This window comes from Rhodococcus sp. EPR-147 (genome assembly GCF_001647185.1).
GTDB lineage: Bacteria > Actinomycetota > Actinomycetes > Mycobacteriales > Mycobacteriaceae > Rhodococcoides.
The window spans coordinates 1-12,139 of sequence record NZ_LVCU01000542.1 but is presented as its reverse complement, the minus strand read 5'-3'; the positions used below and the strand labels follow the sequence as shown (position 1 = coordinate 12,139).

Annotated in this window: 14 protein-coding genes; 8 read left to right on the top strand and 6 right to left on the bottom strand. The window is 64.0% G+C overall.

The window, feature by feature from the left end:
• The 3 genes from A2J02_RS23980 to A2J02_RS23970 all read right to left on the bottom strand — a co-directional run.
• A partial coding sequence (locus A2J02_RS23980) for a TetR/AcrR family transcriptional regulator (RefSeq protein WP_156516362.1) occupies positions 1–536 on the bottom strand: 536 nt, incomplete at its 3' end.
• Between the two features lie 54 nt (positions 537–590).
• Positions 591–1,958: a lipase family protein gene (locus A2J02_RS23975; RefSeq protein WP_068054602.1), complete on the bottom strand. Its 1,368-nt coding sequence runs from the start codon at positions 1,956–1,958 to the stop codon at positions 591–593.
• A 248-nt stretch (positions 1,959–2,206) separates the two neighbouring features.
• The gene (locus tag A2J02_RS23970) at positions 2,207–3,088 is read right to left on the bottom strand and encodes a dioxygenase family protein (RefSeq protein ID WP_068054599.1); all 882 of its coding nucleotides are present in this window, start codon (positions 3,086–3,088) and stop codon (positions 2,207–2,209) included.
• Positions 3,089–3,170: 82 nt separating this feature from the next.
• On the opposite strand from A2J02_RS23970, the gene A2J02_RS23965 reads away from it, so the two are divergent.
• Positions 3,171–3,572, top strand: a complete 402-nt coding sequence (locus tag A2J02_RS23965) for a hypothetical protein (protein WP_068054596.1) — start codon at positions 3,171–3,173, stop codon at positions 3,570–3,572.
• Here the strand turns inward: A2J02_RS23965 and A2J02_RS23960 are convergent.
• Positions 3,544–3,753, bottom strand: a complete 210-nt coding sequence (locus tag A2J02_RS23960; protein WP_068054593.1) for a hypothetical protein — start codon at positions 3,751–3,753, stop codon at positions 3,544–3,546. The genes A2J02_RS23965 and A2J02_RS23960 overlap by 29 nt on opposite strands.
• A 94-nt stretch (positions 3,754–3,847) precedes the next feature.
• On the opposite strand from A2J02_RS23960, the gene A2J02_RS23955 reads away from it, so the two are divergent.
• From A2J02_RS23955 to fahA, 4 genes are all read left to right on the top strand, one after another.
• Positions 3,848–4,375: a MarR family winged helix-turn-helix transcriptional regulator gene (locus tag A2J02_RS23955; RefSeq protein ID WP_068054590.1), complete on the top strand. Its 528-nt coding sequence runs from the start codon at positions 3,848–3,850 to the stop codon at positions 4,373–4,375.
• Positions 4,376–4,447: 72 nt separating this feature from the next.
• A complete protein-coding gene (locus tag A2J02_RS23950) occupies positions 4,448–5,641 on the top strand; it encodes a homogentisate 1,2-dioxygenase (protein ID WP_068054587.1) in 1,194 nt (397 codons plus the stop codon).
• A complete protein-coding gene (locus tag A2J02_RS23945; RefSeq protein ID WP_231894015.1) occupies positions 5,587–6,426 on the top strand; it encodes a hypothetical protein in 840 nt (279 codons plus the stop codon). Before A2J02_RS23950 ends, A2J02_RS23945 begins: the two co-directional genes overlap by 55 nt.
• Positions 6,427–6,442: 16 nt before the next feature.
• Positions 6,443–7,609 carry a fumarylacetoacetase gene (gene fahA / locus A2J02_RS23940; RefSeq protein ID WP_068054584.1) on the top strand — a complete coding sequence of 389 codons (1,167 nt, stop codon included), beginning with the start codon at positions 6,443–6,445 and terminating at the stop codon, positions 7,607–7,609.
• A gap of 7 nt (positions 7,610–7,616) precedes the next feature.
• Here fahA and A2J02_RS23935 read toward each other — a convergent pair whose 3' ends face one another.
• Both A2J02_RS23935 and A2J02_RS23930 read right to left on the bottom strand, forming a co-directional pair.
• A complete protein-coding gene (locus A2J02_RS23935; protein WP_068054581.1) occupies positions 7,617–8,276 on the bottom strand; it encodes an IclR family transcriptional regulator in 660 nt (219 codons plus the stop codon).
• A 94-nt stretch (positions 8,277–8,370) separates the two neighbouring features.
• A complete protein-coding gene (locus A2J02_RS23930; protein ID WP_068054578.1) occupies positions 8,371–8,910 on the bottom strand; it encodes a gamma carbonic anhydrase family protein in 540 nt (179 codons plus the stop codon).
• A gap of 173 nt (positions 8,911–9,083) precedes the next feature.
• Here A2J02_RS23930 and A2J02_RS23925 point away from each other — a divergent pair, with 173 nt between their 5' ends.
• From A2J02_RS23925 to A2J02_RS23915, 3 genes are all read left to right on the top strand, one after another.
• A complete protein-coding gene (locus A2J02_RS23925; protein ID WP_231894016.1) occupies positions 9,084–10,307 on the top strand; it encodes a CaiB/BaiF CoA transferase family protein in 1,224 nt (407 codons plus the stop codon).
• 1 nt (position 10,308) lies between these two features.
• Positions 10,309–11,190 carry a hydroxymethylglutaryl-CoA lyase gene (locus tag A2J02_RS23920; protein ID WP_068054575.1) on the top strand — a complete coding sequence of 294 codons (882 nt, stop codon included), beginning with the start codon at positions 10,309–10,311 and terminating at the stop codon, positions 11,188–11,190.
• A 73-nt stretch (positions 11,191–11,263) separates the two neighbouring features.
• Positions 11,264–12,139 (top strand): SLC13 family permease (locus A2J02_RS23915; RefSeq protein ID WP_269454991.1); only part of this gene is annotated, 876 nt, incomplete at its 3' end.

Below are 12,139 nucleotides of genomic sequence, written 5' to 3'. Positions count from 1 at the left end.
TCGGTGAGCGCACCGAGGAATGCCGTTGCGGCCAAATGATATCCACCTGGCGGAACGAAGTCGGAACCGATTTCGGAACGTAGCGTGTTCTCGAAGAAATCAACCCACTGTGCACGACGGCGTGTCCGGTGCTGTTCGACGGCGTCGCTGACGCCCAGCATCTCCAGATAGGAAATTCGCGCCCGTCGCGGGTCACCTCCGATCGATCCGACCAAGGCCGTCATCGCAGCGGCGACGAGCGCGCGGCGATCTCGATCGATGTGTCCGTCGAGCGCTGCCACGACTGCCGCCAGCGCATCGTCCTGGATCAGGTCGTACACGTCGATGAGCAGTGCCTCACGGTTGGCAAATTCGCTGTAGAACTGACTGCGCGCCAGACCGGCAGCAGTGCAGATATCCGCTACCGAGGTGGCTGCATAGCCACGTACCCCGATGACCTCGATCCCGGCGTGCAAGAACCGTGCGCGGCGATCGGCTTTTCGCGCGGCGGACGATTGTCCGGCGTACATGCGGCCCTTATCGTCGGCGACAGTCACCGGCGGAGTCTACCGCCGGTGACTCCGTCGCCCGCCGTGCGCCGATCGGTCTTTTCACGCCCCGATCGGCTTACCGAACAGTCCGGCAATTATCTCGCCTACCGCATCGACGAAGAGCGGGTGTGCATTCGTGTCGAGTGCCATCGAACCGACATCGTTCGTTCGGCAACCCGGTTCCACCGGAATACCGGCAAAGCGGTCGCGCATCCACAACACCGCGCTCGGAAAGGCGATCAACTCCAGAGTGATGTGCTCACTGAAATGATCGCGAGTGTAGGTGACATCGGCACCCGGACGGCTGCAGTACGAATCGACCATCGCATTGACCGGTCCTATCGGCACCAGCCAGTCCGGGTTCGAGTGGTAGACGTAGAGCGGCATGTTGGGAGTGGTGTCGCCGAGCCGCATCGCGGACAGCGCCTTTTTCACCACCGGTTGTTGGATCGGGTCGCCTTCGGTACGGAGGAATCCTTTGAGATTGAGAAACGGCAGTAGTGCAGAGGTGTATCCGACACAGAGATTGTCCTTGGCCGCGAACAGTGTCCTGCCGACCGGATCGATGTGTTCGTCGATGAATCGCGCCAGCTCGGGATCCTCACGACTGGCACCGATGATGCCGGCCGCGACGATGCCCGAGCCCAGGGTGTTGTTGGCGTTGTCGACCAGTGCCCCGAGCTCGGCGGGGGTCCCGCCCTCGGCGACTCCGACGATGTCGAGCTCGGGGGCATAGCTGCCGGCCAGTTCGGCCGCATGTCCGGTGGCTATCGCGCCGCCCGAGTAACCGCTCATCCCTACCTTGGTGGCCTCCCCCGCCAACTGCATAGGCGCGAAGTTCTCGGCCGCTCGGATGCCGTCGAGTGTGATCCGACCGGCCACCGGCCCTGCGGCGAACGAGTTGTTCGGCCCTTGATGATCGGGAACCGACACCGCCCAGCCCTGCGCCAACGCTGCCTGCACCTCGAGGAATTGAGCACCCGACGTGACCGCACCCGTGACCGGCCACGGAATTGCGCCCGCTCGCATCGCGTACGAGGGCGCGCAGTAGGCGGCGAGAGAATCCTCGGCCAATTGGATGGAGATCAACGGGCGCGGTGCGGCGGACGCGCCACGTGGCTTCATGACCGTCGTCACCGCCGCTATCGGCTCGTCGCGACCGTTGTTCGACCGAAACGACAGCTGCCACGCGTCGACCTGCGTGGGGATGACGTTGAGAGTAGCCAGCTCGACGGGTCGTGCGGCGATGATCTGGCCCGGGGCCGCCGCGGCCACCACGTCGGCAGGAGGGAGGTAGAAGTCGGTGTCGAATTCCGGAATCTTCGGCCACGCGAACGGTGCCAGAGGCGGCTGAATTTCCACCTCAGGCGAATCGGGTGCAGCAGCAGCGGGCGTCGTCATGGCGGCGAAAGCCGCTGCGGCGGTCATCACGCTGATCGCTGTACGCAGCGTCCAAGATCGGGCAGAAGACACGGGTGTACTCCTTCGCGCCGGAGGACGGGATCCACAGGAGGCGCGCCCGGCGACGGTTCGTACAGCGCATCCAACGCATCTTGGACACCGATGTCCGAGATGGTGTTCAGAACTGTAGAGCGAAGTGGCGTGGATAACAATCCCCGAATCGAAAAAGATTCAGAAGTGAGCCGATTCCAGCTTCAACCGATCGCCTCTGCTGGTCAGGCGACCGCGAACGACCGCTTCGCCAAGCCGAACTGGAAGCCGGTGATGGCTGTGGTCACCGGCGCTTCCGGGTTCTCCGCGGCACCGAGCGTGACGAACAGAGGCGTGAAATGTTCGACGGTCGGGTGCGCATACGGCATTCCCGGTGCAGCGCTCCGGAAGTCCGCAAGTGTGTTGACGTCACCACGCGCCAACGCGTCGGCGGCCCACAGATCGAAGTCCTCCGACCACGTCGGCACCGTGTTGGTGACGAAGTTCTCGCGCGAGAGGAACGGCAGTCCGTGCGTCATGAAACCCGAACCGATGACCAACACTCCCTCGGCTCGAAGTTCTTTCAGCGCAGCGCCTATCGCCATCAGCCGGTCCGGAGCATGCGTCGGCAGGCTCAACTGCAGAACGGGGACGTCGGCATACGGGTACATCACCTTCAGCGGAACCCAGGCACCGTGATCGAGTCCACGGGAGGTGTGTCGGTGCAGATTTTCCGACGCCGGGAGTGCCGCGGCCACCCGTGCGGCCAAAGCCTCGGCGTCGGGCGTCCGGTATTCCATCGAGAAGTAGCGCTGGGCGAAACCGCCGAAGTCGTAGACCAGAGGGGTCGCAGCCGCCGATGCGGACAAGCTCAGCGGGGCCTCTTCCCAGTGCGCGCTGACGATGAGGATCGCCTTGGGCTTGGGCATCGACTGCGACCAGGTGAACAGCTGGTCCATCCAGAGTGCGTCGTCGAAGACCGGGGGTGCGCCGTGGCTGATGTACAGGGCGGGCATCGGACCGTCGCTCGGAGTCCACAGTTCCTGTGACCGGCTCGCGGGTGCGATATCGGCGAGAAATGCATCGAACGCTGCACCGGCGACGGGCGGGTTGATCACGGATGTCATGGCGGGTCCCTCGAATGCTCAGGTTGAATCTTCAACTTAGCACCGATTGGGCCCTGCGGCCAGCATGACTAGGCTCGAGTGCATGCCGGATGCCGTCTATCGCGCTCCCATGCCGAACGGTGTCGAACGCGCCCTCACCTACGGACTGTGTGGGATGGCGGCCGACGACGAACGCTCGCTACGACGCGTCGAGCGCTTCGAGCAGGTTCCGGACGAGTCTTTCGTCTGGACGCGCACCGAGCGTGGCGAGTTCTTTCTCGGGCGAATTTCCGGTCCTCTACGTGAAGATCGCAGCGCCGACGCGGTGGCGTCGAACATGATCTTCGTGCGGGACTGCGAGTGGACGAGCGAACCCGTTCCCGAGCGCGAGGTTCCCGCGGGGACGCTGCAGACCTTCGCGCGCGGTGGCCGCAATTTTCAGCAGACTCACGACCCGCGGGTCGGCGCGGAGTCGGCTAGCGTGTGGCGAGCACGAGGCCGTTGACCTGGGGATCTACCTGCACGACGGAGTAGCCCTGAATCTCGAACTTGTTCTCGCCCTCGGGCGGTCCGAGGACGGCACGGACGATCAGCGTTGCGGCGGCAGCGACGAGTGCGATCACGATGACCACTGCTGCCACGATCAGCAGGGTCCGTGGGCCACCGAACAGGTTCTTCGAGCTCATGGGTCCATCATGGCCCCTGCGGGATGAGACACGAATCGCGCGTACGGAAGTAATAAAGGTGTTGATCAGATGAGTTCATGGCTACAGTGAATCTGTGACCGATTCACCCGAGCCCGATTTCTGGTCGTTCATCGAGACCGCCAACACCACGCTGGCCCGGGACTACGGGTTCGAGCACCAGCTGGCGACCGAGGTACTACTGACCCTCAACCGGGCGTCGAACATCGTCACCTACGACCTCGAAGCGACGGTTCATCGCCCGCGAGGCTGGTCGTGGTCGTCGTTCCGGCTGATGTTCGTCACGTGGTTGTCGGGCCCGATCGAGCCCAAGCGGGCGGCCGAGCTGACGGGTATGAGCCGCGCGGCCGTATCCAACCTGTCCAAGACCCTCATCTCCAGCGGACTGCTCGCCAGTACTCCCGACGAGAAGGACGGGCGTTCGGTGCGCCTCGCCCTCACCGCTCAGGGGCACGACGAGATGGTCGAGGCGTTCGCCGAACAGAACGAACGGGAGAACGCGTGGGCCAGCGCGCTCACCGAACCCGAGCAGCGGATCCTGGTGATGCTGTTGACCAAACTCATCACCCACCGCAGCCAATTCGACGTCCGGGGACGCAACTGAGGGTTGCGTAGATCACGCAAAACTAGTTAATGTGTTTACTACAAGCGGTGAACACAACTCAGGAGCGATGACGTGGCCCATTACCGGCAGCTCGGATCGGTACCGCCGAAGCGGCACACCCAGCACCGAACTCCCGACGGCAACCTCTACTTCGAGGAGCTGATGGGCGAGGAGGGCTTCTCCTCGGACTCGTCTCTGCTCTATCACCGCCACATTCCGTCGGCCATCGTCGATGCCACGGTCTGGGATCTGCCCGACCAGACAACGACCCCGAATCACCCACTGAAGCCGCGGCACTTGAAGTTGCACGAGCTGTTTCCGGACTCTGTCGTCGCCGACACCGACGTCGTCACCGGTCGCCGGCTCGTCCTCGGCAACGCCGATGTCCGACTCTCCTACGTCGTAGCATCGAAAACCTCACCGCTGTATCGCAATTCGATCGGCGACGAGATGGTCTACATCGAATCCGGTTCAGCCACCGTCGAAACCGTGTTCGGAACCCTCGAGGCGCGGCAAGGCGACTACGTGCTCATTCCGCGTGCCACGACGCACCGCTGGATTCCCGACGGCCCCCTTCGTGCCTACGCCATCGAAGCCAACAGTCACATCGCGCCGCCCAAGCGCTTTCTGTCCAAGTACGGCCAGCTGCTCGAGAACGCTCCCTACTGCGAACGCGATCTGCACGGCCCCACCGAGCCTCTGGTCGTCGATGACGAAGACGTCGAAGTGCTTGTCAAACACCGCGGTTCGACGGGCATCGTCGGAACCAGATACGTCTACCCGCAGCACCCGTTCGACGTGGTGGGGTGGGACGGCTGCCTGTACCCGTACACCTTCAACATCTCCGACTACGAACCGATCACCGGCCGTGTGCATCAACCGCCACCCGCGCACCAAGCGTTCGAGGGGTCCAATTTCGTGATCTGTAATTTCGTTCCGCGCAAGGTCGACTACCACCCGCTGGCAATTCCAGTGCCGTACTACCACTCCAACGTCGACTCCGACGAGATCATGTTCTACGTCGGCGGCGACTACGAGGCCCGCAAGGGCTCGGGCATCGGGCAGGGTTCCATCTCGGTGCATCCGGGCGGTCACGCTCACGGGCCGCAACCCGGTGCGTACGAACGCAGCATCGGTGCCGAGTTCTTCGACGAACTGGCTGTCATGGTCGACACCTTCCGCCCCCTCGAACTCGGCGAAGGTGCCCGTGCATGCGAGGACACCGGGTACGCGTGGACCTGGGCCGGTCGGGGGCCGAATCGATGATCCCGAAGTTGTTCCGTCGCCTGTGCGACGACGCCGCCGCCTTCCCTCCCGGCAATGCGCCGCTCGATGTTGCTGTGGCACAACACCTCGAGTACCGGGCCAGTGCGTTCGCAGACCTCGTCGGCCCGTTGGTCGTTCCGATGGACCGGGTGAACGAGCTGGATCTGGGTGCTCGGATGGAGCTGGCGTTGACCGCACCCGCCGGGCCGGGAAGTGTGGAGGCAGGCCTGCGGGTCGCCGATCGTACAGCCGGCGTGACGGTCGTGTCCATCGAAGTGGCCATGCCCCACGGCACCGACATCGATGTGCTGCGCGGCATCACCCAGGACATCGACATCTATGTCGAAATTCCCCGAGACTCCCGAAAAGACGACATCTTCGACGCCGTCGACGAGTTCGGGTATCGCGCCAAGTTTCGGACCGGCGGCGTCACGGCCGACCAGTATCCGGACGAACACGAGCTCGCCGCGTCCATCTATCGGGCGGCCCAGCGCGAGGTCCACTTCAAGGCCACCGCGGGTCTGCACCATGCCGCCCGTAACACCGATCCCCACAACGGATTCGAGCAGCACGGTTTCCTCAACGTGCTCCTCGCCGCGCAGGCCGCACACAGTGGCGCACGGGTCGGTGAGCTCGAGAAGATACTGGCGATTCGAGACGCAGACGTCCTCGCCGGGCTCGTCGCCGGGATCGAGGGACAGCGCGCCTTTGCCTCCTTCGGCACCTGCAGCATTCGTGAACCCCTGGACGATCTCATCCGACTCGGACTCGTCCCACCTCTGTGACCTAGGAGCGCCGCTCATGACGCACATCGACATTCCCGCCGATTCCGAGTTCGGAATCGACAACCTCCCCTACGGCATGTTCAGCACTCCGGGCACGAACGCCCGTGTCGGAGTCCGCTACGGCGACAACGTGATCGACCTGTATGCGGCTCTGGGTGATTCAGATTTTTCTTCGGCGAGCCTGAACGCCTTCATGGCTCGCGGACGCAGTCGGTGGGTGGAGGTCCGCTCGTCGGTCACCGACATGCTCGCCGGTGGCACGACCCCCGCGGAAGCAATCGTGCCCGTTTCCGACGTGACGATGCACCTTCCGTTCGAGGTGGCCGACTACGTGGACTTCTACGCCTCCGAGCATCACGCAGCCAACCTCGGCCGACTCTTTCGCCCCGACGCCGAACCGCTGCTACCGAATTGGAAGCACCTGCCCGTGGCGTACCACGGTCGGGCCGGCACTGTCGTCGTCTCCGGCACCGACATCACCCGGCCTCGCGGCCAACGCAAGGCGCCCGACGAGGCGTCGCCCACCTTCGGTCCGAGTCGGCGACTGGACATCGAGGCCGAGATGGGCTTCGTTGTCGGCGTTCCGTCGGACGGGCCGATATCGCCGGATCGGTTCTCGGACCACGTGTTCGGAGCCGTCATCGTCAACGACTGGTCGGCTCGCGACATCCAGGCCTGGGAGTACGTTCCGCTGGGGCCGAACCTCGGCAAGAGCTTCGCGACGTCCATCTCACCGTGGGTGGTACCCCTGCTCGCGCTGGAGCAGGCACGAACCTCGACGCCGGTGCAAGACCCCGAGCCGCTCGAGTACCTCCGCGAATCTCGTTCCTGGGCTCTCGATATCGACTTGACCGTCGTGTGGAACGGGCATGTCGTCTCGCACCCGCCCTACAGTGCAATGTACTGGTCGCCCGCTCAGATGCTGGCGCACGAGACCGTCAACGGCGCGACATCGCGAACCGGTGACTTGTTCGCCTCGGGCACCATCTCCGGGCCGGAGAAGAATCAGCGTGGCGCGTTCATCGAATTGACCTGGGGTGGAGCCGAACCCGTGAGCCTCGGATCGGAGACCCGAACCTTCCTCGAGGACGGTGACGAGGTTGTCATCGCCGCCAGCGCCCCAGGACCCAACGGATCTCGCATCGGATTCGGTGATGTCCGGGGTCGCATCAAGCCGGCCTGAGTGACAGCTACCAGTCCGACCGCACGATGAGGGACTGCTCGATTTCGAGTGCTGCGTCGCGCACGGCCTGCCCCCACAACACGCCGGCCGAGGTCGACACACGCTCGATCGGTCCCGCGACGCAGACGGCGGCCACGATGCGCTCGTCTCGGCGAACCGGGGCGCTCACCGAGGTCAGTCCCGGGGTTCGCTCGGATACAGATTCCCACCACCCGAGTTCGCGGCTCTCGGAGTCGGCGTCGAGATCGCCGGCCAACACGTGACCGGCCGACCCCGCTCCGAGCGGAAGTAGCGCCCCCACCGGCAACGACGCGCGGAGTTCGTGCTGGGAATCCTCGGAGACCAGGCACAACCGATGCGATCCCCGCAATACCCACAGCTGGGCGGATTCTCCGGTCTCTTGCCGCAGGCGCCTGAGAATCGGTACCGCGAGCCCGCTGAGAGTGGAGGTGCCGAAGCGGTCACCGGGATGAAGAAGACCGTCGTTGTCCCGGCGGAGCATCGAGTACCGCACCATCTCGCCGACCAGTCGATAGACCGTCGATGCAGACAGGCCCAGTATTTTGGCGAGGTCGCCGGTGGTTCGCGGACATGCCTCGACGGCATTGAGAATCGCCGCGGCCCGGGCCAGCACCCCGGTAGTGGTGTCGGCGCTACCGTCCGTCACTGCTGTCGACCTCCGTTTTCGATTCCCGTACAGCATCGGCTACATGGCCGACACTGCTTACGCAGCATAGGTGTCGGACCGGTCCGTGACGCTGTCAGCAGGGCCGAGCGCCACGATGGACGCCGGCCAGATCGCGGTAGGTGAGCGCGTTGGCTGTGCAGTGCTCCACCTCCTCGTCGGTCAGTTCCCGCCGAACCTTGGCAGGGACACCGGCGACCAATGATCTCGGCGGGATCTGTGCACCTTCCGTCACCAGTGCACCTGCGGCAACGAGACAGTCCTCTCCCACCACGGCACCGTTCATGATGACGGCAGCCATGCCGACCAAGGTTCCGTCGCCGACGGTGCAACCGTGCAAGGCGGCATTGTGTCCCACACTCACGTTGCGTCCGATCGTAAGCGGGAAGCCCGGATCCACATGTGCGACAACACCGTCCTGAATGTTGGACCCACCACCGATTGTGATCTCCTCCGAGTCGGCCCGTAGAACGGCCTGGTACCAGACACTGCTGTCCGGACCGAGATTCACTCGCCCGACGAGCGTCGCAGTGGGGGCGAGCCACGCGGATGCGTCGACGGTAGGAGATCCGCACTCGAGCGCGAGCAGCATCGACCCTGGGTTCTTGTCGGTCATGAGTTCCTGTTTCCTTCCAGCGGCACGAATATCTGAGAAATCCACATCACAGTGGTTGTCATACGTGATCCAGCACACTATGGTCATTCCTACCAGAAGATAATGCCTTTATCAAATAATGATAATTGCCATCTTCACTCTGACTTACTACGTACTGCAGGGAGTGACCACCGGTGTCCATCACCACTGAGAACGGCCCTTTGCACGGAATCCGTGTGATCGAGCTGGGCAATTTCATCGCTGCACCCTTCGCGAGTCGCCTTTTCGCCGACTTCGGTGCCGACGTCATCAAGATCGAGCGCCCCGGCGTCGGCGACGAACTTCGCGGCTGGCGTCGAAGCCGTGGAGACACCTCCATGATGTTTCGAACCATTGCTCGCAACAAGCATTCGGTGACTCTCGATCTGCGTACCGACGAAGGCCGCGATCTCGCGCTGAAGTTGGTCGAGACCGCCGATGTCGTCGTGGAGAACTTCCGGCCCGGCACCCTCGAGCGGTGGGGACTGGGACCCGACCGACTACAGGAAGCCAATCCCGACGTGGTCATGGTCCGTATCTCGGGCTACGGCCAAACCGGTCCGCATCGAGACCGGGCCGGATTCGGCGGGGTAGCAGAAGCATTCGGCGGATTGCGCCACGTCACCGGCCACGCGGATCGCGAGCCCGTTCGGCCGGCAGCACCCATCGGCGACGTACTGGCCGGATTGCACGGTGCCGTCGGCGCTCTCGTGATGCTCCTGGCCCGCGAACGGAGCGGAAATCATTCCCGGCCCAAGGTTGCCGACGTCGCACTCTACGAGGCGGTGTTCATGGCCATGGAATCGCTGGTCCCGGACTACGACGCATACGGCACGGTTCGCCAGCGCACAGCGGGCAATCTTCCCGGCGTGGTCCCCAGCGGCATCTATCCGTCCCAGGACGGCAGCGTCATGATCGCCGGAAACTCGAGCAGCGTGTTCGGACGGCTCATGACCGCGGTGGGCCGAGCAGACCTGGCCGCCGACCCGGAACTGGCGAACGGCGACAAACGATTTGCGCGCGAGGCCGAACTCGACGGAGCCATCTCCGACTGGACGTCGGTAAGGCCGACAGCTGTTGTCGTCGACGAACTCGGTGCCGCCGGTATACCCGTCGGAGAAGTGTTCGACGCAGCTCAGATCGCCGACGACGAACACTTCGTTTCACGCGGGATGGTCCAACCTCTGAAAGTCTCTGTGGAACAGGGCAGTACCGAGGAAGTGCGCTTTCCCGGAGTGGTTCCACGCTTCGGCGACGAACCCACCGCCGTGAAGTGGGCCGGACCGGACCTCGGCGAGCACACGGACGATGTTCTCGGCCGCATGCTCGGACTCACCGAGGAGCAGCTCGACGATCTCCGCGCCAGGAAGGTGATCTGACATGCCTCGCGTACACATCACCGACGTGTATCTCCGCGACGGATTGCAGGACGAGAAGTGCATCGTCCCCACGGAGGACAAACTCGCCGTACTCGACGCCACCCTCGCGTCGGGCATCACGACCGTCGAGATCGCCTCGTTCGTCTCTCCCACCCGAGTGCCACAGATGGCCGACGCCGAAGAGGTCGTCGCGCGTGCACCGCGCCGATCCGATATCCGTTACACCGCATTGACATTGAACGGACGGGGAGTGCACCGGGCCGCCGAGACCGACATCGATGTGATCCAGGTCGTCACCTCCGCCAGTGAGGGCCACAGCCGCGCGAATGCCGGACGGTCGTCCGAGGACGCTCTGCAGGATCTGCATCGTGCAGTCGCGGCGCATCCGGATCGGACGTTCATCGGCGGAGTCAGTACCGCTTTCGTGTGCCCGTTCGATGGCATCATCACGCCCGCACGGCTCGTCGAGGTCTGCACGCGTATGGCCGACATCGGCGTATCGAGCCTCGGTCTCGCGGATACCCTCGGCATCGCGACCACGGATCAGGTACTGGCCGGAGCCGACGCCGTCCGAAAGGCGTTGCCGGAGTTGACGATCAGCCTGCACCTGCACAACGCCCACGACCAGGCCCTCGAGACAGCGGTACGTGCAGTGCTCGACCTCGAGATCGAGCACTTCGACAGCGCGCTCGCCGGGTACGGCGGTTGCCCCTTCGCCCCGGGCGCGCACGGAAACCTGGCCACCGAGCAGCTCGTCGACAGGTTCCATCGCGCCGGAATCGACACCGGTATCGACACGGCTGCTCTGGCCGCCGCTGCCGATCTCGCTCGTTCAGTGGTCGATCGCGCTCTCCCTCTCCCCACTTCTGCTTCCGCTCTCTGATCAGGCGGGCTCCGGTCCGCGCATCGCCGATTCCCCTACGGCACAACCTCATCCTCCGTCCGAAAGGCCAGCCATGGTCTACGCAATCTCGATCATCGCCCTCATCGCAATCTTCACGGTCGCGACGATCACTCCCATCAACATGGGCCTACTGGCCTTCGCCGGCGCCTTCCTCATCGGTGGCGCGATATCCGGCATACCTATCGAAGACATCATCGACGCATTCCCAGGTAGCACCTTCATCATCGTCGGTGGCATCACCTTGTTGTTCGCCATCGCCAAAGCCAACGGAACCATCGACGTCGTCATCGATCGATCCCTCCGGCTCGTGGGCGGACGGCGCTGGGCCATCCTGTGGATGATGTTCCTGCTGTCCGGCCTGTTGATGGCCCTCGGATCCGTGCTCGCCGTCGGCATGCTGGCACCGATCGCGATGCCGCTGGCCAAGCGCAACAACATCAATCCCTTCCTGATGGGCATGGTCGTCAGCCATGGCGCGCTCGCCTGCTGCTTCTCCCCGATCAACCTCTACGGCGCTTTCGTCAACGGCTTGATGGACTCCACCGGTGTGGGCTCACATCCGCTCGCGCTGTTCCTCATCCCGTTCGTTCTCAACACGCTGATCGCACTGGTGGTCTTCCTCGTTCTCGGCCGCGACCTGATCAAAGACCGCACGCGTGCGTTCGATGTCCAGGATCTCCGCGACCAGGAGGGCGGGCTGCCGGTGCCGTCAGGACCGCGTCCGGGCAACACCGGGTTGCCCGAGGGCAGCGGTGGCGGCACCGCCGTGCAAGTCGAAGCCGATCCGATCGAAGCAGCCTCGGTCACAACGGTTCCCGATCAAGCCGTTCCCCTGACTCGAGTGCGCGTACTCACGCTTCTCGGTATTGCCGCCCTGGTTCTGCTGTCCGTGACCTTGGGCGTCGACATCGGCGTCAGCGCGATCTGC